At 69.8% G+C, this 24671-nt stretch carries 20 protein-coding genes; 10 read left to right on the top strand and 10 right to left on the bottom strand.

Going from position 1 to position 24671, the window contains the following annotated elements; translation table 11 throughout:
- Window positions 1-291: 291 nt before the first annotated feature.
- The 10 genes from MPE_RS10490 to MPE_RS10445 all read left to right on the top strand — a co-directional run bounded on the left by MPE_RS10490 (window position 292) and on the right by MPE_RS10445 (window position 10412).
- Window positions 292-1257 (top strand): YncE family protein, encoded by a 966-nt coding sequence (locus tag MPE_RS10490; protein ID WP_041929643.1) that lies wholly within the window; start codon window positions 292-294, stop codon window positions 1255-1257.
- On the top strand, window positions 1241-2035 hold the full coding sequence (locus tag MPE_RS10485; protein WP_041929642.1) for a polysaccharide deacetylase family protein: 795 nt from the start codon (window positions 1241-1243) through the stop codon (window positions 2033-2035). The genes MPE_RS10490 and MPE_RS10485 overlap by 17 nt, the downstream gene beginning before the upstream one ends.
- A gap of 8 nt (window positions 2036-2043) precedes the next feature.
- On the top strand, window positions 2044-3018 hold the full coding sequence (locus tag MPE_RS10480) for a sterol desaturase family protein (RefSeq protein WP_011829672.1): 975 nt from the start codon (window positions 2044-2046) through the stop codon (window positions 3016-3018).
- A gap of 39 nt (window positions 3019-3057) precedes the next feature.
- Window positions 3058-3933: an EI24 domain-containing protein gene (locus tag MPE_RS10475; protein ID WP_011829671.1), complete on the top strand. Its 876-nt coding sequence runs from the start codon at window positions 3058-3060 to the stop codon at window positions 3931-3933.
- Between the two features lie 23 nt (window positions 3934-3956).
- Window positions 3957-4766, top strand: coding sequence for a competence/damage-inducible protein A (locus MPE_RS10470; protein WP_011829670.1), 810 nt, complete (start codon window positions 3957-3959; stop codon window positions 4764-4766).
- Window positions 4767-4989: 223 nt separating this feature from the next.
- Window positions 4990-6408, top strand: coding sequence for a type I glutamate--ammonia ligase (glnA, locus tag MPE_RS10465; protein WP_011829669.1), 1419 nt, complete (start codon window positions 4990-4992; stop codon window positions 6406-6408).
- 191 nt (window positions 6409-6599) lie between these two features.
- Entirely contained in the window at window positions 6600-7115 is a 516-nt protein-coding gene (locus tag MPE_RS10460) for a hypothetical protein (RefSeq protein ID WP_011829668.1), read from the top strand.
- Window positions 7108-8229: a nitrogen regulation protein NR(II) gene (gene glnL, locus MPE_RS10455; RefSeq protein ID WP_011829667.1), complete on the top strand. Its 1122-nt coding sequence runs from the start codon at window positions 7108-7110 to the stop codon at window positions 8227-8229. The genes MPE_RS10460 and glnL overlap by 8 nt, the downstream gene beginning before the upstream one ends.
- A gap of 50 nt (window positions 8230-8279) precedes the next feature.
- A complete protein-coding gene (ntrC, locus tag MPE_RS10450; protein WP_011829666.1) occupies window positions 8280-9788 on the top strand; it encodes a nitrogen regulation protein NR(I) in 1509 nt (502 codons plus the stop codon).
- A gap of 51 nt (window positions 9789-9839) precedes the next feature.
- Window positions 9840-10412 carry a DUF3617 domain-containing protein gene (locus MPE_RS10445; protein WP_158304612.1) on the top strand — a complete coding sequence of 191 codons (573 nt, stop codon included), beginning with the start codon at window positions 9840-9842 and terminating at the stop codon, window positions 10410-10412.
- A 12-nt stretch (window positions 10413-10424) separates the two neighbouring features.
- On the opposite strand, the gene xth is transcribed toward MPE_RS10445, so the two are convergent.
- The 10 genes from xth to ftsH form a co-directional block, all read right to left on the bottom strand.
- On the bottom strand, window positions 10425-11195 hold the full coding sequence (xth, locus tag MPE_RS10440; protein ID WP_011829664.1) for an exodeoxyribonuclease III: 771 nt from the start codon (window positions 11193-11195) through the stop codon (window positions 10425-10427).
- 237 nt (window positions 11196-11432) lie between these two features.
- A complete protein-coding gene (locus MPE_RS10435; RefSeq protein WP_011829663.1) occupies window positions 11433-11726 on the bottom strand; it encodes a hypothetical protein in 294 nt (97 codons plus the stop codon).
- Between the two features lie 31 nt (window positions 11727-11757).
- Window positions 11758-12972 (bottom strand): efflux RND transporter periplasmic adaptor subunit, encoded by a 1215-nt coding sequence (locus MPE_RS10430; protein WP_011829662.1) that lies wholly within the window; start codon window positions 12970-12972, stop codon window positions 11758-11760.
- Window positions 12972-15344, bottom strand: a complete 2373-nt coding sequence (locus MPE_RS10425; RefSeq protein WP_011829661.1) for an ABC transporter permease — start codon at window positions 15342-15344, stop codon at window positions 12972-12974. The genes MPE_RS10430 and MPE_RS10425 overlap by 1 nt, the downstream gene beginning before the upstream one ends.
- Before the next feature lie 6 nt (window positions 15345-15350).
- Window positions 15351-16073 carry an ABC transporter ATP-binding protein gene (locus tag MPE_RS10420; protein WP_011829660.1) on the bottom strand — a complete coding sequence of 241 codons (723 nt, stop codon included), beginning with the start codon at window positions 16071-16073 and terminating at the stop codon, window positions 15351-15353.
- The gene (locus MPE_RS23985) at window positions 16070-16996 is read right to left on the bottom strand and encodes a hypothetical protein (RefSeq protein WP_158304611.1); all 927 of its coding nucleotides are present in this window, start codon (window positions 16994-16996) and stop codon (window positions 16070-16072) included. The genes MPE_RS10420 and MPE_RS23985 overlap by 4 nt, the downstream gene beginning before the upstream one ends.
- 13 nt (window positions 16997-17009) lie before the next feature.
- Window positions 17010-18554: a bifunctional aminoglycoside phosphotransferase/ATP-binding protein gene (locus MPE_RS10410; RefSeq protein ID WP_011829659.1), complete on the bottom strand. Its 1545-nt coding sequence runs from the start codon at window positions 18552-18554 to the stop codon at window positions 17010-17012.
- Window positions 18551-21244 (bottom strand): bifunctional acetate--CoA ligase family protein/GNAT family N-acetyltransferase, encoded by a 2694-nt coding sequence (locus MPE_RS10405; RefSeq protein WP_011829658.1) that lies wholly within the window; start codon window positions 21242-21244, stop codon window positions 18551-18553. Before MPE_RS10405 ends, MPE_RS10410 begins: the two co-directional genes overlap by 4 nt.
- Before the next feature lie 16 nt (window positions 21245-21260).
- Window positions 21261-22334 (bottom strand): NAD(P)-dependent alcohol dehydrogenase, encoded by a 1074-nt coding sequence (locus MPE_RS10400; protein WP_011829657.1) that lies wholly within the window; start codon window positions 22332-22334, stop codon window positions 21261-21263.
- A 438-nt stretch (window positions 22335-22772) separates the two neighbouring features.
- Window positions 22773-24626 carry an ATP-dependent zinc metalloprotease FtsH gene (ftsH, locus tag MPE_RS10395; RefSeq protein WP_011829655.1) on the bottom strand — a complete coding sequence of 618 codons (1854 nt, stop codon included), beginning with the start codon at window positions 24624-24626 and terminating at the stop codon, window positions 22773-22775.
- Window positions 24627-24671 lie beyond the last annotated feature (45 nt).

Below are 24671 nucleotides of genomic sequence, written 5' to 3'. Positions count from 1 at the left end.
GAAGCTGCAGTCGCTCCAACAGCCGCTTCGGTACCCGCGCCGGCTGTCATTCCCGTGTCGATCCCTGCCCCGGAACCGACCGTCGCGTCGACCCCGGCGCACTCTGCGGCGTCAGCCGTCGCAGCGGAACCTGCACCTGCGCCCGCATCTGCAGCGCGGCCCGCTCCGGCACAGGCCGTGGTGCCAGCCAGGACACGGCCTGCAACGCCGGTGCCAGTGCCGACCCCAGCGCGGGCTTCGGCTTCACCGGCGGTTCAGGTGCCGGTCTCGACCCCGGCCCCAACACGGGCGGTGGCTGCCGCGAGTGCAGGCGGGGTGGTGACCGCATCGCAGCCGATCTTCGTGCTCAACTCGCTGGACGCGACGATCAGCGTGATCGATCCCGTGAGTTTCACCGAACTGCGCCGTCTGCCCACCGGCAAGGAGCCGCACCATCTCTACCTGTCGCCCGACGAGCGTTCGCTGCTCGTCGCGAATGCGATGTCGGACACCCTGACGCTGGTCGATCCGAAGACCGGGCTGGTGCAACGCACGATCGCCGGCGTCGACGATCCCTACCAGCTGCGCTTCTCACCCGACATGAAGTGGTTCGTCACCGCGGCGAACCGGCTCGACCATGTGGCGATCTACCGCTGGACCGCCGGCGCCGACGGCGGCGACTTCAAGCTGGTGAAGAAGGTGGCCGCCGCCAAGACACCGAGCCATCTGTTCATCGACAGCAGGAGCAGCGTGGTCTACGCCTCGCTGCAGGACAGCGACCAGCTGATGGCGATCGAGCTCGCCACGCAGGCGCCGCGCTGGACGGTGCCGACCGGCAAGCTGCCGGCCGACGTCTACCTGACGCCGGACGACAAGCAGTTGCTCGTCGGCCTGACCGGCGACGAGTTCGTCGAGGTCTACGACGTGACCTCCGCCACCGCGAAGCTGGTCAAGCGCATCAAGACCGGTGCCGGCGCGCATGCCTTTCGCGCCTGGGGCGACGGACGCCATGTGCTCGTGAGCAACCGAGTGGCCAACACCATCAGCCGCATCGACCTGCAGACGCTCGCCGTGGTCGACACCTATCCGGCGCCCGGCGGGCCGGACTGCATCGACGTGATGGTCGATGCGCAGGGCACGAAGACCATCCTGGTCACCTCGCGCTGGGCGCGCAAGCTCACGGTGATCGACCCGGTCAAGCGCCAGGTGGTGCGCCAGGTCGCCGTCGGTCGCTCGCCGCATGGCGTGTGGACCCTGGCCCATGCGTCTCGCCGCTGAGCTGCGACGTGCGTTGGCCGCCGTGGCGGCCGCGTTGTGCGGCGGCGCAGCGCTCGCCGCGGCCTGCGACAAGCCGGTCTATCTGAGCTTCGACACCGGGCACATGGGCGTGGCCCCTCTGGTGGCCGAGGTGCTGCAGCGTCAGCAGGTCCGGGTCACGTTCTTCCTTGCCAACGAGCGCACCCTGACCGGCGGCAGCAGCCTCGACGACCAGTGGGCGCCGTGGTGGAAGGCGCGTGCCGCCGAGGGCCATGCCTTCGGCTCTCACACCTGGGACCACTGGGTGTGGCGCGCCGACCGCGGTGCGGGCTTCAGCGTGCGGCCCACCGCCGGCCCCGACAGCGGGCGAACGCTCTCGGTCACCGCGGCCGAGTACTGCGCGGCGCTGAAGCGGCCGCTGCAGCGCTTCGAGCAGATGACCGGGCAGCCGGCGCTGCCGCTGTTCCGCGCGCCGGCCGGACGCACCTCGCCGGCCTTGCTGAAAGCGGCCGAAACCTGCGGCTACAAGCACGTGCCGTGGTCGCCGGCCGGCTTCCTGGGCGACGAGCTGCCGAGCGACAAGTACCCGAACGCGCAGCTGCTGTCGAAGGCGCTGCGCGACATCCGGGCGGGTGACATCCTCCTGGCCCACCTGGGGATCTGGTCGCGCCAGGACGCCTGGGCGCCGGCGGTGCTGGAGCCGCTGATCGAGGGCCTGAAGGCCCGCGGGCTGTGCTTCGCGACCCTGCGCGAGCATCCCGACTACCGCGCCTGGATCTCGGCCCATCCGCTGCATTGAGTCCGCCGATGGATACCCTGACCGATCTGTTCGCGCAGGCCCAACAGGCCTTGTTCGAGGCCGTGGTGCAGCCCTTGCTGTTCTCGCTCGGCTTCGGCAACCTGCTCGAGGACGGCTTCGATGCCACCGGCTGGCTGCTGGTCGGCCTGTTGCAGCTGACGGTGATGCTCGCGGTCATTGCACCGCTGGAGCGCTGGCGGCCGGTGGAACCGGTGGTGGACCGGCGCGCCGTGCGCGTGGACGTGCTGTACACGCTGCTGCACCGCCTGGGCCTGTTCCGTGTGGCGCTGTTCTTCGCCGTCGATCCGCTGTGGGACGCGCTGTTCGGCGCGCTCAGCGTGCGGGGCTACGGCGGCTGGCAGCTCGATCAGTGGATGGCTCCCGCGTGGCCGGGCGTCAGCGACACGGCGCTGTTCGCTTTCGTGGCCTACCTGCTGGTGTTCGACCTCGCCGACTACTGGATCCACCGGGGCCAGCACGGCCTGAACGCCTGGTGGGCGCTGCATGCGCTGCACCACAGCCAGCGCCAGATGACGATGTGGAGCGACAGCCGCAACCACCTGCTCGACGACCTGCTGCGCGACGCGCTGCTGGTGCTGCTGGCGCGGGCGATCGGCGTCCCGCCGGGCCAGTTCATCGCGGTCGTCGCGGTCACCCAGCTGCTGGAGAACCTGCAGCACGCAAACCTGCGCCTGAGCTTCGGTCGCGTCGGCGAGCGTCTGCTGACCAGCCCGCGCTTCCACCGCCTGCACCACAGCATCGGGCTGGGCCACGAGTCGAACGGGCAGGGCACGCTCGGCGGCCACAACTTCGCGGTGCTGTTCCCGCTGTGGGACGTGCTCTTCGGCACCGCGAACTTCGAGAACCGCTACGACCCGACCGGCGTGCGCGACCAGCTGCCTGGCGAGGGCGCGCGCGACTACGGCCGCGGCTTCTGGGCCCAGCAATTGCGCGGGTTGCAGCGCCTGTTCGGGCGTGCCTGAGCGACGGCGCGTCCGGCGGCCCTTGGGTATGCTCATCGGATGAAGCAACTGGTCGATTCCTTCTGGCGGGCCGCCGCCTACTGTCTGCACCCGCGCGTCATCTGGCTGTCGGTGCTGCCGCTGCTGCTGACCGGCGTGCTGGCCGCGGTCCTGGGCTACTTCTTCTGGGAGAGTGCGCTGATCGCCGTGCGCACCCAGCTTGATGCCTGGTCGCTGACCGGCAGTGCGCTCGGCTGGCTCGAATCGGTCGGCGCGGGCAGCCTGCGGACCCTGGTCGCGCCGCTGATCGTGCTGGCGCTGGCGGTGCCTGCGCTGGTGATCCTGTCGCTGCTCGCGGTGGCCCTGATCATGATGCCCAGGCTGGTCGACCTGGTGGCGCAGCGGCGCTTCGCCGCGCTCGAACGCCGGCATGGCGAGCCGGTGTGGCGCAGCGTGCTGTACTCGCTGGGCGCGACCTTGCTGGCGGTGGGCGCGCTGGTGATCTCGATGCCGCTGTGGCTCGTGCCGCCGCTGGTGCTGTTGCTGCCTCCGCTGATCTGGGGCTGGCTCAGCTACCGCGTGATGAGTTTCGATGCGCTCGCCGAGCACGCGACGCGCGACGAGCGGCGCGAACTGATGCGCGTGCACCGCCTGCCGCTGCTGGGCATCGGCATCGTCACCGGCTACCTGGGTGCAGCGCCCGCGCTGGTGTGGGCGGTGAGCGCCGCGCTGCTGGTGTTCGCGCCGGTGCTGATCGTGGTGTCGGTGTGGCTGTACACGCTGGTGTTCGCGTTCTCGTCGCTGTGGTTCAGCCACTACTGCCTGGCCGAGCTGCAGGCGCTGCGCGAACGCAGTGCCGCGCTGACGCCGCCGCGGCCTGATGCGATCGGGATCGATGCCGTGCCGGCGGCGCCGCCGGCGCTGCCGCCGGTCTGAGTGGCCGCCGAGGGAAAACGAACATGGAATTCGGACTGCTGATCATCGGGGACGAGATCCTGTCGGGCAAGCGCCAGGACAAGCACCTCGCCAAGACCATCGAACTGCTGGCCGAACGCGGCCTGCAGCTGGCCTGGGCGCGCTACGCCGGCGATGACCGCGCGCGCATCACCGCGGACCTGCGCGACGCCTTCGCCAGCGGTGCGGCGGTGTTCTCCTGCGGCGGCATCGGCGCGACGCCGGACGACCACACGCGCCAGTGCGCGGCGGCGGCGCTCGGCGTGCCGCTGGCGTTGCACCCGCAGGCGCGCGACCTCATCCTCGAGCGCATGCGCGATGTGGCGGCGGAGCAGGGCCTACCCTACGAACCCGATCGCGACGACAACCGCCACCGGCTCAACATGGGCGTGTTCCCCGAAGGCGCGCGCCTCATCCCCAATCCGTACAACAAGATCGCCGGTTTCACACTCGACGGTCCGGCCGGCGGTGCCGTGCATTTCGTCCCCGGCTTCCCGGTGATGGCGTGGCCGATGATGGCCTGGGTGCTCGACACGCACTACGGTCACCTGCGCGGCGGCGGCCAGGCCGAGCGCTCGGTGATCGTCTACGGCGCCATGGAGGCCACGCTGACGCCGCTGATGGAGGCCATCGAGGCCGAGTTCGGCGACGTCAAGGTGTTCAGCCTCCCGAGCGTCGACCACCCGGAGCACGGGCGCCACATCGAGCTCGGCGTGAAGGGCGCCAACGCGCTCTCGCTGGGTCGCGCCTACGCCGTGCTGCTGGAGGGACTGGCCAACCACGGAGCCAGGCTAGGCCCCGAAATGGTGCGATGACGACGCCCGGAATCGCCCGGTTAAGGTGCGTAATCCGCGTTGAATTGGTGCCTGATCGATCCGCCTTGCCGTCCATGGGCCGTCGAGGCGCACGCGTGCACCGTTCGTGCTCCTGTCCTGGGCATGGTTTCTGCTAAATTTCCAAGAGCCCTTTCCGGCCATTGCCGGGGCCTCTCAGCCCCATTTCCCCCACACCGACACAACGTCCCGCTAGGAGCACCTGATGGCCAACAAGACCGTCGCCGACGTGATGAAGATGGTGAAGGAAAACGAGATCAAGTTCGTTGATTTCCGTTTCACCGACACCCGCGGCAAAGAGCAGCACGTATCCGTGCCCGTCTCGCATTTCGACGAAGACAAGTTCACGTCGGGCCACGCCTTCGATGGCTCTTCGATCGCCGGCTGGAAGGGCATCGAAGCCTCCGACATGCAGCTGATGCCCGACCCGAACACGGCCAACATCGACCCGTTCTTCGAAGAGCCGACGCTGATCCTGACCTGCGACGTCATCGACCCGGCCGACGGCAAGGCCTACGAGCGCGACCCGCGCTCGCTTGCCAAGCGCGCCGAGGCCTACATGAAGGCCTCGGGCCTGGGCGATGCCGCCTACTTCGGCCCGGAGCCGGAGTTCTTCGTGTTCGACAGCGTGCGCTGGAGCAACGACATGTCGGGCTGCTTCGCCAAGATCGAGAGCGAGGAAGCCGCCTGGAACACCGGCAAGGAATACGAGCATGGCAACTCGGGCTTCCGTCCGGCCGTCAAGGGCGGCTACTTCCCGGTGCCGCCGGTCGATTCGGGCCAGGACCTGCGTTCGGAGATGTGTCTGATCCTCGAATCCCTGGGCATCCCGGTCGAGGTGCACCACCACGAGGTGGCGAATGCCGGCCAGATGGAGATCGGCACGAAGTTCAGCACGCTGATCCAGCGCGCCGACTGGGTGCAGCTGCAGAAGTACGTGATCCACAACGTGGCCCATGCCTACGGCAAGACCGCGACCTTCATGCCCAAGCCCATCGTCGGCGACAACGGCTCGGGCATGCACGTTCACCAGTCGGTCTGGAAGGACGGCAAGAACCTGTTCGCCGGTGACGGCTACGCCGGCCTGAGCGAGTTCGCGCTGTTCTACATCGGCGGCATCATCAAGCACGCCCGTGCGCTGAACGCGATCACGAACCCCGGCACCAACAGCTACAAGCGCCTGGTGCCCGGCTTCGAAGCCCCGGTGAAGCTGGCCTACTCGGCCAAGAACCGCTCGGCCTCGATCCGCATCCCCTACGTGGCGAACCCGAAGGGCCGTCGTGTCGAGGCGCGCTTCCCCGATCCCCTGATGAACCCCTACCTGGGTTTCGCGGCGCTGCTGATGGCCGGCCTGGACGGCGTGGAGAACAAGATCCACCCGGGCGAAGCCGCCACCAAGGACCTGTACCACCTGCCGCCGGAAGAGGACGCGAAGATCCCGACCGTCTGCGCCAGCCTCGAGCAGGCGCTCGAGTACCTGGAGAAGGACCGTGCCTTCCTCACCAAGGGGGGCGTGTTCACCGACTCCTACCTCGACGCCTACATCGACCTCAAGATGCAGGAAGTCACGCGCTTCCGCATGGCGACCCATCCGGTCGAGTTCGACATGTACTACACGCTCTGATCGCCGAGGCGGGCCTGCGGGCCCGCCGACCGGCGCGCAAGTCGCGTGTGAGCAAGGGACGGCATCTGCCGTCCCTTTTTCTTGGCGGCGCTGTGTGCTCCAGCCGCCCACCGCGCGTTGAATGCGGGATGCCGGATACTCCGGTCGCAGGGCGTCGCGCTGTTGCGGATCGTCAGGATGAAGGAGTCGGGATGAGTCGATGGACGGTTGAACTGCGCGTGCTGGTCGCGGCAGGGCTGGTGAGCTCGGCCGCTGGCGCGGGGGCCCAGGAGCCCGTCATCTACAAGTGCCCGGGCAACCTGTACACCAGCGCCTACACGCCGAAGGAGGCCGCCGCCAAGGGCTGCAAGACGCTCGAGGGCGCGCCGATCACGGTGATCCAGGCGCCGGCGCGGCGCGCTCCGGCCGCCACGCCGAGCGGCGAATCGCGTCCCGCAGACAGCCGTGTCGACCCGGCCGACCAGCGGGCGCGCGACACCGACAAGCGCCGCATCCTCGAGACCGAGCTGCGCCGCGAAGAGGAGCGCCTGACGGCGCTGAAGCAGGAGTACAACAACGGCCAGCCCGAGCGACGCGGCGACGAGAAGAACTACCAGAAGTACCTCGACCGCGTGGCCGAGATGAAGGCCAGCATCGAGCGCTCCGAGTCCGACGTGGCGGCCCTGCGGCGCGAGCTCTCCAAGGTCACCGGCGGCAGCGGTGGCTGAGCGGCGCGGCATCGCCGTCGCGGCCGGCACGACAAGCACGACACTGCCGGCTGCGGCGCACTGGAGCGAGGCCTTCGACCTGCTCGCCACCATGGTGGCGGTGGTCCAGCCCGACGGGCGCTGCCTGTTCGCCAACGCGGCGTTCGAGAACGTCCTGGGCCTGTCGCGCCGCAACGTGCTGCGGCGCGACTGGTTCGAATGGTTCGTCGATCCCTCGCTGCTGCGGGACACCGTCGCCGCGGTGGCCTGCAACGAGTTCTCGACCAGCCGCCTCGACGCCCAGCTCAAGCGGCCCTTCGTGTCACCCGGTGAGCCGCTGCTCGTGCACGTGATCGTCAACCAGATGGAGCAGTCCGACGTCACGCTGGTCGAGCTGATCGAGATCGAGCAGCAGACCCGGCAGGACCGCGAGGAGCGCGCGCTGGACCAGGTGCGCGCCACCAAGGAGCTGATTCGCAACCTGGCGCACGAGATCAAGAACCCGCTGGGCGGCATCCGTGGCGCGGCGCAACTGCTGCAGATGGAGGTCGAGTCCAAGGGCCTGAGCGAATACGCCCAGGTCATCATCCACGAGGCCGACCGCCTGCAGGCGCTGGTCGACCGGCTGCTGGCGCCGCACCGCCGCCCGCACGTGGTGGGCGACGTCAACATCCACGAGGTGTGCGAGCGGGTGCGCGCCCTGATCGTGGCCGAGTTTCCCCGCGGGCTCCGGATCGAACGCGACTACGACACATCCATCCCCGACTTCCGCGGCGACCGCGAGCAGCTGATCCAGGCGGTGCTGAACATCGCCCACAACGCCGCCCAGGCGCTGGGCGAGCGCATGGTGGCCGGTGACGCCCGCATCGTGCTGCGCACGCGGATCGCCCGGCAGGTCACGCTCGGCAAGCAGCGCTTTCGTTTGGCACTGGAATTGCATATTGAGGACAACGGTCCGGGCGTTCCCGAGGCCATCCGTGATCGCATCTTCTACCCCCTGGTTTCTGGGCGCGATGGCGGATCGGGCTTGGGGCTCACACTGGCACAGACCTTCGTGGCGCAACATCAGGGCACGATCGAATGCGAGAGTGAACCGGGCAGGACGCTGTTCAAAATCACGATGCCGTTACCCTGACCCGTTGTCGGGGCTGCGGCTGGCAAGACGCTCAGGGATCGCAGAGCCGCATGAAATCCATCTGGATCGTCGACGACGATCAATCCATCCGCTTCGTGCTCCAGAAGGCCCTGCAACGCGAGGAGCTGCCGGTGCGCTGCTTCGCGAACCCGCGCGACGTGCTCGCGGCGCTCGACGACGGCGACGCGCCGCAGGTGCTGGTGAGCGACATCCGCATGCCCGGCGGCTCGGGCATCGACCTGCTCGGAACGCTCAAGGAGCGGCTGCCGGCCCTGCCGGTCATCATCATGACCGCCTACTCCGACCTCGACAGCGCCGTCTCGGCCTTCCAGGGCGGGGCCTTCGAATACCTGCCGAAGCCCTTCGACCTGCCCAAGGCCGTGGAGCTGATCCGCCGCGCGCTCGACGAGAGCCTGCGCGAGGACGAGGGCGACGAGCGCCTGACCCAGGTGCCCGAGATGCTCGGCCAGGCCCCGGCGATGCAGGACGTGTTCCGTGCCATCGGTCGCCTGAGCCAGAGCAACGTCACCGTGCTCATTACCGGTGAGAGCGGCTCCGGCAAGGAACTGGTGGCGCATGCGCTGCACAAGCACAGCTCGCGCGCCAGCGGCCCGTTCGTCGCCATCAACACCGCGGCGATCCCGAAGGACCTTCTCGAGAGCGAGCTGTTCGGCCACGAGCGCGGCGCCTTCACCGGCGCGCAGACCACGCGGCGCGGGCGCTTCGAGCAGGCCGACGGCGGCACGCTGTTCCTCGACGAGATCGGCGACATGCCCTTCGACCTGCAGACGCGCCTGCTGCGCGTGCTGAGCGACGGGCAGTTCTATCGCGTTGGCGGGCACAACCCACTGAAGAGCACGGTGCGCGTGATCGCCGCCACCCACCAGGATCTCGAGCAGCGAGTGAAGCAGGGCGCCTTCCGCGAAGACTTGTTCCACCGCCTCAACGTGATCCGCCTGCGTCTGCCGGCGCTGCGCGAGCGGCGCGAGGACATCCCGGCGCTGGCGCGCTCCTTCCTGCAGAAGAGCGCCAAGGAACTGGGCGTCGAGGCCAAGCGCCTGAGCGAGGCCGCGCTGGCTCGGCTGTCAAGCTTCGACTACCCCGGCAACGTGCGGCAGCTCGAGAACATCTGCCACTGGCTCACGGTGATGGCGCCGGCGCAGATGGTCGACGCCAAGGACCTGCCGCCGGAACTGACCACCGCGGCCCTGGCCGCTCCCGCGGCGGCCGTGACGCTGGCCGCGGGCCCTGGTGGCCTGTCCGAGGCACCCGCCGCTCCGGCCGGCGAGCCGGGGGTGTCCGGCCTGGCCGCCACGCCGAGCGCGGTGGCCGCCGCGGTTGCCGGTCTCTGGCTCGACGACCTGGAGCGCGAGGCCCGCGCCCTGCTGGAGGCCGGCGTGCCCGACGTCTGGCAGGCCCTGACCGACAAGTTCGAGGCGCGCCTGATCCACACCGCGCTCGACATCACGCGCGGCCGTCGCATCGAGGCGGCCCACAAGCTCGGTATCGGCCGCAACACGATCACGCGCAAAATCCAGGAACTGGGTCTCGACGACTGAACGGCGCCATGCCGGCGCGGGTCGATGCCCGGGCTGGACGAGGAGACGACCGTGAGCCACTTCGGAACGCGTACCGCGGCGCTGCTGTGCGCAGTAGGGATGTCGGGGATGGTCGGGCCGGCGCAGAGTCAGACCGCCATGAAGCCGGGCCTGTGGCAGATCAAGCAGCAGATGGAGCTTGATCCTGCCCAGCAGGCGCAGATGGAGCAGATGCGCAAGCAGATCGCCGCCATGCCGCCGGCGCAGCGCAAGCAGATGGAAGAGATGATGGGCCGCAACGGCGCCGGCATGGACGCCGCCGCCGGCGGCGGCTCGACCAGCAAGGTCTGCGTCACGCCCGATGACGTGGCGCGCCAGTCGGTGCCGATGGAGCAGCGGCCGGACTGCAAATACGACCAGAGCCGCTCCGGCGCGACGACGAACATCAAGTACGTCTGCACCAAGCCGCCGTCGCAGGGTGACATCGAGATCACCACGCTCGGCCCCGAGCGCTACACGATGAAGATGCGCGGCACCGGTGGCGCCAAGGGCACGAAGATGGCGATGCAGGGTGAGGGCCAGTGGCTCGGCGCCGATTGCGGCAGCGTCAAGCCGCTGCCGCGCCCGCCCGCCGCCGCCAAATAGGCAAGCCGCCTTCTACGCGGTCGACAACTCCACGACCACCGGCGCGTGGTCGCTCGGACGCTCGTTCTTGCGGGGCAGCTTGTCGATCATGCAGGCGCTCACCGCGGGTCGGAGCGCCTCGCTGACCAGGATGTGGTCGATGCGCAGACCCTGGTTCTTGCGGAACGCCAGGTTGCGGTAGTCCCACCAGCTCCAGCTCTTGGGCGGCTGCTCGAACAGTCGGAAGGCATCGACCAGGCCGAGCGCGATCAACTCGCGGAAGTGCTCACGCTCCTGCGGTGTGCAATGGATCTGCCCGGCCCACAGCACCGGGTCGTGCACATCACGGTCTTCCGGCGCGATGTTGAAGTCGCCCATCAGCACCAGCCGCGGGTGCGCGGCCAGCTCGCTGCGCACCCAGTCGCGCAGCGCCTGCAGCCAGGCCATCTTGTAGGTGAACTTCTCGCTGTCCGGCGCCTGGCCGTTCGGGAAGTAGGCGCCGATCACGCGCACGCCGTCCACCGTGCCGGCGATCACGCGGGCCTGCTCGTCGGCGAAGCCGAAGATGTTCTTCGTCACGTCATGCGCCGGCTCGCGCGACAGCAGCGCCACGCCGTTGTAGGTCTTCTGCCCGAACCACTGCACCGCGTAACCGGCGGCCTCGATTTCGGCGCGCGGGAACTTGTCGTCGGTGAGCTTGGTTTCCTGCAGCACCAGCGCGTCGACCGGGTTCGCGGTCAACCAGTCCAGCACCTGAGGCAGGCGCACGGCGAGCGAGTTGACGTTCCAGGTGGCAAGTCTCATAAGAGGAAAAAATCGATACACATCAACAGAGTAATTGATTCGATTCTGAATCAGCTACGCACTTAGCTACACGAATGCGCATTCCTCCTGCCGATCTCGTTGCACGGTCGCGAACGAACGATCTTGCCGCCACAGGCGAGTCGGTTGTTCGACCGATACGAGGAAACGCCGAGCACATCGTCTCATGGCCCAGGCAGAGGTGCCGGCGTCACCCGCTCCTCCAGTGCCCTGCGCTGATCAAGCGGCGATGAGGAGCGCGGCCCAATGGCCACAGCGGCGCAAGCTGTTCCCCGGATCGGCGATGAAGCGGTGGATCTCATCCAGGTGGATGTCCCGATCCGTGGCCCAGTCGTCGAATCCGCGCATGAGTTCGGCCTTCCCCACCGGCAGCAGTTCGGCCGGCGGCATCGAAGCCGCCCGTGCGCCGAGGCGGCGCCGGTACAGAGGCGACTTGTCAACCGCCATGGGTCGAGATCGCTCCACATGCTGAAGCATCTCCAGCAGGCGAGAATTGGTGTTGCGCTCCGTCAAGCGAGCCGCACGCCTTCCGGGCTGTCAGGGTTCAGCCGGCCTTCCCGCGTACCCGCTGGCCCGGCTGCAGCGCTGGCGGTGGGTAGACGATGACCGTGGCGCCTGCGGCCAGCCCCCCGCGGAGCCAGGCCTGGCTGCCATTGCGTGCGCCCAGATCGACGCGGCGCAGTTGGGCACGGCCGTCTTCGACCACCATCACGGCAGCGCCCGCGCCGCCATCGTCGACCGACGGGAACACCGCACTGACAGGAACCACGACCGCCTGTTCTTCGGACACCGTGATGATGCGCACGCCGACACGGAAGCCGTCTCCGAGCAAGCGCCAGCGCGCCGGCGCTCGCTCGAGCGCAACCAGATCGATCAGCACGCGCACGCGCTGTTCCTCGACGCCGAGCGCCGAGACCTTGGTGAACGCGGCCGGCTCGACGCGGCGCACGCGTCCTTCGAGTACGCCTTCGCCGCCCCAGCGCTCGATGAGCACGCGGCTGCCGGGCGCGGCCTGCAGCGCGTCGGCGGTCAAGAGCTCTGCCACGATTTCCAGTTCACGTACGTCGCCCAGTTCCATCAGTGGCGCGCCGGTGGCGACGCTGGCCTCGCTCTCCTGCGCGACCCGCAGCACCGTGCCTGCCACCGGTGCCCGCAGCGTGAAGGCGCGCCCGGGCGTGGGCTGCCGCACGGCGGCGAGCGCGGCGCGGGCTTGCTCGACGCCATGCACTGCAACCAGCCGCTCGCTCTCGGCCGCATCGACTTCGCGCTCGGCGGCGGCGAGCGCCAGGCGGTCGGATTCCAGCCGCGTCATGGCAACGAAGCCCTGCTGCGCAAGCTCGGCGCTGCGGCTGGCGTCGTGCGCGGCCTGCAGCCGCGCGACCGCGGCGCGCGCAGCGCGGGCGCCGGCGCGCTGCACGTTGGCTCGCGCGATCTCGAGCTGCGACTGCTGTTCGCGCAGCGTGCGTTCGTCCAGCATCGGCGGCAGCACCGGGTCGAGCATGGCGAGAACCGCGCCGGCTTGCACGCGGTCGCCCTCGTGGAGCTCGATGCGCCGCAGTCGGCCCGCCAGCGGCGCCGAGACGAGGTAGCGCTCGCGCAGCCGCGTGCGCCCGTCCTCCTCGATCGCGGCCTCGAAGCGGCCGAGCCTGGCCTGGGCCGTCTGCACGTCCATCGGCCGCGGCGCGAAGGCCCAGGTCAGCAGCAAAGCCGCTGCCAGCAGCGCACCGGCGGTGTAGGCCATGGTGGTCTTCTTAATCATCACTCCCTCGTCTTCAGCACCGCCACCAGGTCGAGCCGGTCGATGCGCCGGCGCACCACGAGCGCGCTGCCCACTCCGGCAACCGCGACACACAACGCGGCCCAGGCGTACGTGCGCGGGCGGATCGTGGCGGGGAACAGGAACTGGTCCGAGCGAAGCAGCTCGTTGACGCCGTGCACCAGTGCCCAGCCGAGCGCCATGCCGAGCGGCAGCGCAAGCGCAATCGCCAGCGCCAACTCGCCCAGCAGCAGCGCCGAGACCTCGGCGCGCGTGAAGCCGAGCACGCGCAGCGAGGCCAGCTCCCAGCCGCGCTCGGCGAGCGCGATGCGCGCGTTGTTGTAGACCACGCCGATCGAGATCATCGCGGCGAACAGCGTCAGTACCGTGCTCGTGATGCGCACGTTGCGCGCGCTGATCTCCTGCATGTTGCGCAGCATCGTCGCCTTGCTGAAGGCACCGGCTGCGCGGGGCAGCGCTTTGCTGGCCTCCAGCAGCGCGGCCTCGCGGCCCGGCTCGACGCCTAGCACCCAGCCGGTGGAGACGTCGCTGTCGCCGAGCGCGCGGTTGAGAGCACCGCGCTCCATGTAGGCGTTGAGGCCCATCATCTCGCGCACCGTGGCATCGACGCGCAGCGCCAGCGTGCGCGGCTCGCCGGTCAGCAGTTCGGCCTGCACGGTGTCGCCGACCCGCAGCCCGAGCTTGTCGGCCAGCCGGTCGGAGAGCACGACGCCATCGCCGGCGAGCGGTATGACCGCCCCGTCGAGATCGACCACGCGGTACAGCGCGGGCCGGGCGGCATACCCGCGGATCAGGCCGCGTTCGTGGCGGTGGCCGTGCACCAGCGTCACTGGCACGAAGCGCGTCGATTCGACCTGGCGCACGCCAGGCAGCCGCATCAGCTCGAGGCGCGCCGCGTCATCGACCGGCTCGACAGCCCAGACCGTGACGTCGCCGCGCAGGCCGAGCTCGAACTGTGTGTGCACGATGACGTCGATCGCGTCGCGGAAGAAGTTGCCCATGATCGTGATGGCCACCGCGGCGGCGATGCCGGTGATGCTGGAGGCGGTGCGCAGGGGCCGCCGCTCCATGTTGCGGATGACCATGCGCAGCGCCGGCGCCATGTGCTGCACGCCCAGCCGCTCCAGCAAGGTGCGGCGGTAGCGGTCGGGCGCCGGCGGGCGCATCGCCTCGGCCGGCGGCAAGCGCACCGTGGCCAGCACCGCGCTCAGCGTGCCCAGCACCGCGGTGAGCAGCGCCACCGCCGCGCTGGTCGCCGCCAGCCAGGGCGCGAGGCGGTGTTCGAAGCGCGGGAACTGGAACAGCTCGGCGTAGAGTCCCGTGAGCATCGTTCCCATCCAGCGGCCCAGCAGCAGACCCAGGCCCAGACCGACGATCACGATCGCCAGAACCAGCTTCAGGTAGTGCATGCCGATCGCGCGGTCGGTATAGCCCAGCGCTTTCAACGCCGCGATCTGTTCGCGCTGTGTGCCGACCAGGCGCGAGATCACCACGTGCAGCAGGAAGGCCGCGACGCCGAGGAAGATCGCCGGCACCACGGTGCCGATGACGTGCTGCGCCTTGATCTCGTTGTCCAGCATCTGGTGCGAAGCCTGGTCGGCGCGGCCGTGCACATCGCGGCCGCCGTAGGGCGCCAGGCGGCGCGCCAGCGCAGCCATCGTCGCGGTGGTGTCGGCGCCCGGCGCCAGCCGCACCGCGAGGCGGTTGAACGCGCCGTCCATGTCGATGGCGGCGGCGAGGACGCGGCGGTCGACCCAGAAGATGCCGTATCCGCGCTGGTCCGGCATGCCCCAGAGGCCCGCAAACACGAACTCCGGCGACAGCGCCAGCCCGCTCACGCGCAGGGTGCGCAAGCGGCCGTTGATCTGCGCCTGCAGCGTGGCGCCGGGTTTCAGCCCGCGCGCCTGCGCAAAGCCGCGCGACACCAGCACCGGGATGCTGCGTGCGCCCCCGTCGGCGTCGAAGGGCTGCAGCGCCGCGCCGGCGGCGACGCTCACCACGTTGAGCCGTTGTGGGCGTTCCAGGTCCAGGCCGACGAGTTGACCGATGATGGGATCTGGCACGCCGGGCAACGTGATGCGCGCCATCGTCTCGACGCCGGCTTCCAGGTCGGCCACGCCGGGCTGCTCGCGCAGCGTGACCTGCAACGAGTCGGGCGCGCGCTTCAGGTTCGCGAACACGTCGGCGAAGCGGCCGGCGGCATAGTAGTCGTCGCGCGCGGCGGCCAGCGAGTCCACTGCCGACAGACTGGCGATGAAGCCGGCGATGCCGGCAGCGACCACCAGCGCGATCGTCAGCGCCTGGCTCCACATCAGGCGCAGGTCGCGCAGCAGCTTGCGGTCGAGGGCCTTCATGAACCGTCACCAAGCCAGTTCGGCCGGCGTCAGCTTGCGCGCGGGCACTTCGATGCGCTGGATGCGGCCGTCGGCGAGATGGATCACGCGATCGGCCATCCCGGCGATTGCCGCGTTGTGCGTGATCACGATCGCGGTCGTGCCCAGCTCGCGGTTGACGCGCTCGATCACTTCCAGCACCAGCTTGCCGGTCTGGAAGTCGAGCGCGCCGGTCGGCTCGTCGCACAGCAGCACCTCGGGCCGCTTGGCGATGGCGCGCGCGATCGCCACGCGCTGCTGCTCGCCGCCTGACAGCTGGGCCGGGAAATGGTCGCGCCGCGGCGCCAGGCCCACCTGTGCCACCGCCTCATCAGCCGGCATCGGGTCGCGCGCGATCTCGGTCACGAGGGCGACGTTCTCCCGGACGGTCAGGCTCGGGATCAGGTTGTAGAACTGAAACACGAAGCCCACGTGCTCGCGTCGATAGGCGGTGAGCGCGGCGTCGCCCGCCCCGTCCAGGCGCGTCGGGCCAAACTGAAGAGTGCCGGCGCTCGGCACGTCGAGCCCACCGAGGATGTTCAGCAGCGTCGACTTGCCGCTGCCCGAAGGTCCGAGCAGCACGATGAACTCGCCGCGCGCGATGTCGAGGTCGACGTCGCGCAGCGCGCGCACCTCGACCTCGCCGGTGCGGTAGGTTTTTGCGAGACCGCGGGCGCGGAAGAGAGGCGAGTCGACGAGCGGCATCTTCATCTTTCCTCGTCGGGCCGCCGTCTTCCGTTTGCGACCGCCCGCAGCGGCAGCAATGCGCTGAACACGGCGCCGGCGAACCCGACAAGCCCGAACGCCGGCAGACCCAGCAGCGGGGGGCCGCCGCGGATGGTCATCACGATCGACGAGCCGATGATCAGCGCCGCGGTCACCAGCGCCAGCGAGAGCCGGCTCGCGGCACGATCGAGCGGATCGCCGTGGTGGTGAAGGTCGTCGATCTCGATGCTCACCTTCAGATTGCCGCGCCGCGCCCGATGCAGCCGCCGCGCCAGGTCCTGCGGCAGCCGGGCCATCGTCTCGACGGCTCTGCGGGTTGGCTGGCCGAGTCCGACGTACCGATGAACTGGCGAGAGTGCCGCGACGGCATGCCCGTTGCCGAGACGGCGCGTGCAGCGCTCGTGCACGACCTGGTGGTTCTGGGCCAGCGCAGGCCCGCGTTGCGCCGGGCCAGCGAGCTGCGCGCCGACTTCGTTCAGGCGGTGGTCATCGACAGCGGCATGCCGGCGCTGCTTGTCCCGCAAGCCATGCCCTACAAGGGAATGGGATACCGGGCGATGGTGGCCTGGAAGCCGACGCGCGAGGCAGCCCGCGCGCTGCACGCAGCGCTGCCGCTGCTGCGACCGGCACAAACGATCACTGTCGTCGGCTGGGGCGAGGATGCCGGAGCCAGCGCCGAGGGCGTGCGGCACTGGCTGGCGCGGCACGATGTCCAGGGCCGGCTGGACGTGTCGGCCGGGGCGCAGCCCGACGCGCTGGGCGAGTTGTTGCTTTCGCGCGCTGCCGACCTTGAAGCCGATCTGCTGGTCTGCGGTTGTTATGGTCACAGCCGCGCACGCGAACGGGTGTTCGGCGGCGCAACGCGCACGCTGCTGCAATCGATGACGCTGCCGACCCTGATGGCGCACGGAAGGACCCGGCTCAGCGCGCGTCGGCGGCGAGCCAGTGCGCCGCCAGCGCATCGATGTCACCGGCCAGCGGCAGCACGTGGGCAAGCTCGTCTTCGGCCAGCAGCTGCTGTGTGCGCAACTGATGCTCCAGCACCTCGGTGCCGCCTTCCGAAGCGTCGCTCGCGGCGGCGGCACGCTGCGCCAGACGCACGGCAAGAACGTCCCGGGGTGCCTCGCAGTGCAGGATCGAGAACGGCACCCGCATCTGGTCGGCCAGCGCGCGGAACATGCGCCGCGGCGCCTCGGAAAGGAAGGTCGCGTCGACGATCACCGGCCAGCCGGCCGCGAGCGCGTGGTGCGCAGCGTCACGCAGGTACGCATAGGTCTGCTCCGTGCCCGCCGCATCGTAGGGACCGTCGCCCAGTCCTGCTCCGCTGCGCGCCAGCGCCGCCAGCCCATGCAGGCGCTTGCGCTCGACGTCAGAACGCAACCGCACCGCGCCTGCGCGTTCGAGCAGGCGCTCCGCGATGGTGCTCTTGCCCGAGCCGGACACGCCATGCATCAGCAGCAGCCGCCCGCTCGCGGGCGCGATCCAGTGCCGTGCCAGGCCCAGGTAGTCGGGCGCCTCGGTCACCGGTGAGTGCAGCGTCGCGACCATCGCCCGCACGAGGGCACGGTAGACGAGGTAGTAGCGCAACACGGCCAGACCGGCGTGGTCGCCGGTGGCCGCGAGCCAACGATCGAGGAAGCGGAATCCGAGGTCAGTGCGTCCGTGAGCCGTCAGGTCCATCACGGTGAAGGCGATGTCGGCCTGGACGTCGATCCAGCGCATCGCCGGGTCGAACTCGATGCCATCGAAGGCGGTTGCCTCGTCGCCTTCGGCGAACAGGTTGGCCAGGTGCAGGTCGCCATGGCCTTCGCGCACCCAGCCTTCGCGCTGGCGCGCCCGCCAGTGGCCGTCGAGTGCCGACGCCTGCGAGCGGGCCCAGGTTTCGAACGCCTGCGTCTGCACGCCGTGCGCGGCAAGACCTTCGAGCAAGTGACACGTGTCGGCCGCGATGCGAGTCGGGCTGCCGTAGGCCGTGCCCGCGCTGGCGCGAGGCGCCGCGGCATGGAAGGTGGCCAGCCGTTCCGCCAGCTTGTCGACGAGCGCTGGCGTCAGCGTGCCGGCCGCCAGGCGCTCGCTGAACAGCGCCCCATCGGCGAAGCGGCGCATCACGAGCGCCCACTCGATCGCAGGCCCGGACCCGCCGAGCACCGGGTCGTCGGGCTCGCCGGTCACCGGGACGACGGCCTGGTAGATCGAAGGCGCGAGGCGGCGATTCAGCTGCAACTCCTCGGCGCACATGCGCCGGCGCGCCTCCAGCGTGCTGAAGTCGACGAACGGCAGCGTCACCGGCTTCTTGATCTTCCAGACTTGCCCGGCGCCGAGCAGCACCCACGAGATGTGGGTCTCGACGAGGCGCGCGCCCAGCTTGCGCTGGAGTGCGCCGACGATGCGTTCGCCGGCGGCGAAGGGCGCTGCTTGCGCCCCGGTCTTTGCCGCGGCGAAGGTCGAAAGCGCCTCGGGTCTCATGGGTGGACCGTGATCGGCGCGCCGCGGTCGGCTGCCAGTTCTCGCACCAGGCGCATTGACGCCGTCGAATCCTGCCCCGGTTCAGCCGTGAAGCCGTGGCTGCGCGCCAGCTCGCGCATCGCGGCGTTCTCGTGCAGAACGTCGGCGACGACGCGCTGCGTCCCGTGCCCGCGCAGATGGCGGATCGCCTTGTCCAGCAACAGATGGCCCAGGCCCTGATGCTTCAGGTCCGAGCGCACGAGGATCGCGAGCTCGGCCTCGACGTTGTCCGGGTCGCACACGACGCGCACCACACCGACGGTCTCGGGCGCGCCGCCGCGGGCGGGCGCGAGCAGTGCGATGAAGGCCATCTCGCGTGCGTAGTCGATCTGGACCAGGCGCGCCAACTCGCTGCGCGGCAACTCGCGTCGGCTGCTGAAGAAGCGCAGGCGCAAGTCGCGGGGCTCGACTTGCTCGAAGAATGCGCGGTGGCGCGCCTCGTCTTCCGGCCTGATCGGGCGCAGCAGCAACTCGCGGCCGCGCCACGCCACGGTCTCGGCGAGCTCGGCAGGGTAGGGCGCGATGGCGAACCGCTGCGCGCCGGCGCACTGCTTGCGGCTCACGCGCAGCCGTGCGTCGAGCGTCAGCACGCCGTCGGCGTCGGCCCACAGCGGATTGATGTCGAGCTCGGCGATCTGCGGCAGGTCGGCGAGCATCTGCGAGACCGCGACCAGCACGTCGGCGATCGCGTCGAGCTTCGCCGGCGGATGGTCGCGGTAGCCGGCAAGCAGCTTGGCCACCCGCGTGCGCCCGATTGCCTCGTGCGCTAGGACGCGGTTCAGCGGCGGCAGCGCCACCGCGCGGTCGGCGAGCACCTCGACCGCGGTGCCGCCCTGGCCGAACAGGATCACCGGCCCGAACAGCGGGTCGATGCTGGCGCCGACGATCAGCTCCTGCGCCAGCGGCCGCTTCCCCATCGCCTGGACCGTGAAGCCATCGATGCGTGCCTGCGGCCGGCTCCCGCGGATGCGCGAGAGCATGCTGTCGGTGGCGTCGCGCACTGCCGCTCCGTCGCACAAGTCGAGGGCGACACCGCCGACATCCGACTTGTGGCTGATGTCGCGCGAGCGGATCTTCAGCGCCACCGGATAGCCCAGTGTCCGCGCTGCATCCTCTGCGGCATCGGCCGACGCGTCGACGGCCAATGTCTTTACCACCGGAATGCCGTAGGCGACCAACACGGCCTTGGCCTCCGACTCGTCGAGCATCTCGCGGCCGGCGTCGAGCGCGCGCGCAATGACGGTGCGGGCCACGTCGACAGCGGGCGGTCCGTTCTCGCTGGCCGTCGGTGCCTCGGTCAGAAGGGCCTGGTTGCGGCGGTAGGTCACGACGCTGGCGAACGCATGCACGGCCTCTTCGGGGGTCGCGTAGTCGGCCACGCCGGCCTCCTCGAAGATGCGCCGCGCGTCGGTCACGGCGGCGTCCCCGAGCCAGCATGCCATCACGCGATCGGCATCGGGGCGCACGATCGGCGCGCAGGCACGCGCGATGTCGTCGCTGCGCACGATCGCGGTGGGCGCATGCAGGAACAGCACCGCGCCGGTGTCGCGATCGGCGAGCAGCGCCCGCAATGTGTCGGTGTAACGATGCACGGGCGCGTCGCCGATGATGTCGATCGGATTGGCGTGCGACCAGGTGGCCGGCAGCCCGGCGTCGAGCCGGCTAAGCAGCTCGGGGCCGAGCTCGCGCAGCGGGATGCCGGCGAGCGAGGCCGCATCGGCGGCCATCACGCCGGCGCCGCCGCCGTTGGTCACGATGGTCAGGGTACCGTCGTGGCCGCCGCGAAAGCGCGCCAGCGTCTCCGCGGCCGTGAAGAGTTCCTGCAGCGTGTCCACGCGCAGCATGCCGGCGCGGCGGATCGCCGCATCGAACACGACGTCCGAGCCGGCCAAAGCCCCGGTGTGCGATGCGGCGGCATGGATGCCGTTGCCGGCACGCCCGGCCTTCACGACGACGACCGGCTTGTTGCGCGCGGCCGCACGCGCCGCGGACATGAACTTGCGCGGTGACTCGATGCTCTCGATGTAGAGCAGGATGGAGCGCGTCTGCGGGTCGCTCGCCAGGTAGTCGAGCAGGTCGCCGAAGTCGACGTCGGCATGTTCGCCGAGCGAGACGAGATGCGAGAAGCCGAGGCGCCGCGATCGGGCCCAATCCAGAACGGCGGTGACGAGCGCGCCCGATTGCGAGACGAAGGCGATGTCTCCGGGCAGCGCGTCGGCGTGAGCGAAGCTCGCGTTCAGCCCGATGGCGGGTGTGAGCAGACCGAGGCAGTTGGGCCCCAGTACGCGCAGCAGATGCGGCCGCGCGGCGTCCAGCAGCGCCTGCTTCCGCATGGCATCGAGGCCCGCGGTCATCACGATCGCGGCGCGTGTACCGCGTGCGCCGAGCTCGGCGACGAGTGGCGGCAGCGTTTCCGGAGGTGTGCAGAGCACGGCCAGATCCGGCACCACGAGGAGGGCCCCGATGTTTGGGACCACGGGCTGTCCGTCCAGGACCGCGTGGTGCGGGTTCACGGCCAGCACCGGCCCCTGGAAACCGCCCGCGCGCAGGTTCCGCCATACGGTACCGCCGACGCTGCCAATGCGATCGGAAGCTCCGATGACGGCGACCGACGAAGGCCGCAGCAGGGCATCGAGGTTGCGGACGGTCACGCGCGAACCCGGTGCTTCACGGCGTGATCGCGATCTTCAGCACGCCATCGCGCTGCTGACCGAAGAGCTCGTAGGCGGTCTCGATGTCGTCGAGCCGGTAGCGGTGCGTGACCATGGCGCCCAGATCGATGCGCCCGCGCTCGATCACCGACATCAGCCGCCGCATGCGTTCCTTGCCGCCCGGGCACAGCGTCGTCACGATCTTGTGATCGCCCAACCCCGCAGCAAAGGCGCCGAGTGGAATCTTCAGGTCGGTGGAGTACACGCCCAGACTGGACAGCGTGCCACCGGGACGCAGAACCCGCAAGCACGACTCGAAAGTCTGCTGTGTCCCCAGCGCCTCGATCGCCACGTCGACGCCGCGGCCACCGGTCAGCCGTGCGATCTCCTCGACCGGATCGACCCGCGAGGCATCGATGACATGATCGGCCCCCATGCGCCGAGCCATCGCCAGACGCTCGGGCAGCCGGTCCACGCCGATCACGACGCTGGCACCGCACAGCTTCGCGCCGGCTGTTGCGCAAAGCCCGATCGGGCCTTGAGCAAACACCGCCACAATGTCACCGATTCGGATGCCTGCACTTTCGGCGCCGCCGAAGCCGGTCGACATGATGTCGGGGCACATCAGCACCTGCTCGTCGGTGAGGCCGTCGGGCACCCGCGCCAGGTTGGCCATGGCGTCGGGCACGCGCACGTACTCGGCTTGGCAGCCGTCGATGGTGTTGCCGAAGCGCCAGCCACCCATCGGCTTCCACCCGTGCGCGGTTCCCGCGCCGTCCTGCGAGCAAGCACCGCAGAGGCAGGCATTGCTCCAGCCGCTGGGCGTGATGGCGCCCGCGACGACGCGCTGCCCTTCCTCGTAGCCCTCGACGGCCGAACCGAGCTTCTCGATCACCCCCACGGGTTCGTGACCGACGGTGAGGCCGCGGGCGACCGGGTACTCGCCCTTCAGGATGTGGACGTCGGTGCCGCAGATGGTCGTGGTGGTGATGCGCACCAGCGCATCGAGCGGACCGATGTCCGGAATCGGCTTGTCCTCGAGGACGATGCGTCCCGGCTCGACGAAGACGGCGGCTTTCATCTTGGGCATGGCTGACTCCTCGAGGTGGGCGGTGCTTCGCATTGTTCGCAACTGCCGTGCGGCCGGCTTGCGCCCGGTCAAGAATTCCGCCGCCCAGGCGGCGTCGGTGCATCGTCGACTCGATGGCGGGCATCGCGGGTTCCCGGCCGATCACCTTGCGGGCGTAGAAGTAGTTGCTGAGCGCGTGCGGGCTCAAGGTTCCCAGGTCGACCTGCCGGCGGCGTCGCACGGGAAACGCAGCCGCGGCCTTCGTGGAAGAGCGAGTGGAAGCGCAGCTGGTAGCCCAGGTCCGCGGCGATGGCACCAGCGCTCATCTCTTGCTCCTCCGGTTTCTGGCGGTCTCGCCATGGGAACAGGACGGAGGGGCGACGACAACACATCGCGACGACGCCGATAACGCGCAGCATCGCTGCGCAACACTGTGTGATCGACCGCGACGATCCGCCTTCAGGCGACCTGCCGGATTGCGGCTGGACGCCCAGCCGCACGCAGGCCTGCCGTCAGCGCCAGCAGGGCCTCTTCGTCGAGCGTCTCCTGCGCCATCAGCGCTGCAGCCGTGCGGTCCAGCATCTCGCGGTTGTCGCGCAGGATCTCGGTGGCGCGTTGCCGGGCGTGGCCGAGCAGCGCCTGCACGGCCGCATCGATGCGTTCGGCGGTGGCCGGGCTGGCGCGCTCGGACAGAGTCGGCATGGCGGGCAGACCGACCAAGGGACTCGCTGGCGCATCGGCGTAGGCCACCGGCCCGAGGCCCTCGTCCATGCCGAAGCGCAGCACCATGTCGCGCGCCATCCCGGTGGCGCGCGCCAGATCGTCCGCGGCGCCGGTCGACGGTTCTCCGAAGACGAGTTCCTCCGCCGCCCGGCCGCCAAGCAGCACGGTCAGCCGGTCGATCAGTTCTGTGCGCCGCTGCAGGTGACGGTCCTCGCTCGGGCGCTGCAGCGTGTAGCCGAGCGCGCCGATGCCGTGCGGCACGATCGACACTTTCTGCACTCGGTCGGTGCTTGGCAGTGCGAGTGCGGTCAGTGCGTGCCCCAGCTCGTGGTAGGCGACGAGACGCTTCTCGTCCTCCCCGAGCAGGCCGTGCTTCTTCTCGATGCCGGCCACGATGCGCTCGATCGCGATGGTGAAATCGGCCAGCGTCACGGCATCCGCCCGCCGGCGCGTCGCGACCAGGGCCGCCTCGTTGACGAGGTTCGCCAGGTCCGCGCCGGCGAATCCGACCGTGATCGCGGCCACCTGATCGAGGTCCCAATCGGGCGCGAGGCGGACCTTCGCAGCGTGCACCCGCAGGATCGCGCGCCGACCCGACCTGTCGGGCCGGTCCACGAGCACCTGGCGGTCGAAGCGGCCGGCGCGCAACAGCGCCGGGTCGAGGATCTCGGGCCGGTTCGTCGCCGCGAGCAGCACCACCCCGACGCTCGGATCGAAGCCGTCGAGCTCGACCAGCAACTGGTTCAGTGTCTGCTCACGCTCGTCGTGGCCGCCCACCAGCGCGCCCATGCCGCGCGCCTTGCCGAGCGCGTCCAACTCATCGATGAAGATGATCGCCGGCGCCGCGGCACGAGCCTGCTCGAACAGATCGCGCACGCGCGCCGCACCGACGCCGACGAACATTTCGATGAACTCGGAGCCGCTGATCGAGAAGAACGGCACCCCGGCCTCGCCAGCCACCGCACGCGCCAGCAGCGTCTTGCCGGTCCCGGTCGGCCCCATCAGCAGCACGCCCTTGGGCATGCGGGCGCCGAGTCGCCCGTGCGCCTTCGGGTCCCTCAGAAAGTCGACGATCTCCTGCAGCTCGGCCTTGGCCTCGTCGACGCCGGCGACGTCGTCGAAGCGAACACCGGTGGACTTCTCCATGTAGACCTTGGCATGGCTGCGGCCGATGCCCAGGAAGCCGGCGCCGCCCTGTTGCCCGTCGATGCGGCGGCTCATGAAGTACCAGAATCCGAGCAACAGCAGCGGCCCGGCCATCCACGACAACAGTTGGGAGAGCCAGTTCGATTCGCGCACGCGCCGGTACGACACGCCATAGTGCGACATGCGCTCGGCCATCGCCGGTTCGACCAGCTCGGCGACGACGGTCGCCTTGCCGTCGTGCGGCGAGGTGAACCTAGCGCTGATCACCTGGTCGCCGACCTGCACGTCGGTCAACTGGCCGTCGCGCAGGTACTGCTCGAACACGCTGTAAGGCACCGCCTCGACGGTGCGCTGGTCGCGCAAGCTGCTTCCCAGCAACCAGAGGCCGAGCAGCAGCAGGAGCAGCGTGGGCCAGCCGAGCCAGCGATCGAAGGGGATCTTCACGGCAGCCAGTCTCGCCGCGCGCCAGGGGGGTCCGCTTGCGCTGCG

The organism is Methylibium petroleiphilum PM1, assembly GCF_000015725.1.
In the GTDB taxonomy this organism is placed as follows: Bacteria; Pseudomonadota; Gammaproteobacteria; order Burkholderiales; family Burkholderiaceae_C; genus Methylibium; species Methylibium petroleiphilum.
The sequence above is the reverse complement of the archived record's forward strand: the minus strand, read 5'-3'. Positions and strand labels throughout refer to the sequence as shown.

Excerpts from the sequence above, each read along its gene's own strand:
- MPE_RS10480 (WP_011829672.1), top strand. The coding sequence starts at position 2,044 with ATGGATACCCTGACCGATCTGTTCGCGCAGGCCCAACAGGCCTTGTTC.
- MPE_RS10475 (WP_011829671.1), top strand. The coding sequence starts at position 3,058 with ATGAAGCAACTGGTCGATTCCTTCTGGCGGGCCGCCGCCTACTGTCTG.
- MPE_RS10400 (WP_011829657.1), bottom strand. The coding sequence starts at position 22,334 with ATGCCCAAGATGAAAGCCGCCGTCTTCGTCGAGCCGGGACGCATCGTC.
- xth (WP_011829664.1), bottom strand. The coding sequence starts at position 11,195 with ATGAGACTTGCCACCTGGAACGTCAACTCGCTCGCCGTGCGCCTGCCT.
- glnA (WP_011829669.1), top strand. The coding sequence starts at position 4,990 with ATGGCCAACAAGACCGTCGCCGACGTGATGAAGATGGTGAAGGAAAAC.
- MPE_RS10430 (WP_011829662.1), bottom strand. The coding sequence starts at position 12,972 with ATGATTAAGAAGACCACCATGGCCTACACCGCCGGTGCGCTGCTGGCA.
- MPE_RS10425 (WP_011829661.1), bottom strand. The coding sequence starts at position 15,344 with ATGAAGGCCCTCGACCGCAAGCTGCTGCGCGACCTGCGCCTGATGTGG.
- MPE_RS10410 (WP_011829659.1), bottom strand. The coding sequence starts at position 18,554 with ATGAGACCCGAGGCGCTTTCGACCTTCGCCGCGGCAAAGACCGGGGCG.
- MPE_RS10420 (WP_011829660.1), bottom strand. The coding sequence starts at position 16,073 with ATGAAGATGCCGCTCGTCGACTCGCCTCTCTTCCGCGCCCGCGGTCTC.
- ntrC (WP_011829666.1), top strand. The coding sequence starts at position 8,280 with ATGAAATCCATCTGGATCGTCGACGACGATCAATCCATCCGCTTCGTG.
- MPE_RS10470 (WP_011829670.1), top strand. The coding sequence starts at position 3,957 with ATGGAATTCGGACTGCTGATCATCGGGGACGAGATCCTGTCGGGCAAG.
- MPE_RS10485 (WP_041929642.1), top strand. The coding sequence starts at position 1,241 with ATGCGTCTCGCCGCTGAGCTGCGACGTGCGTTGGCCGCCGTGGCGGCC.
- MPE_RS10460 (WP_011829668.1), top strand. The coding sequence starts at position 6,600 with ATGAGTCGATGGACGGTTGAACTGCGCGTGCTGGTCGCGGCAGGGCTG.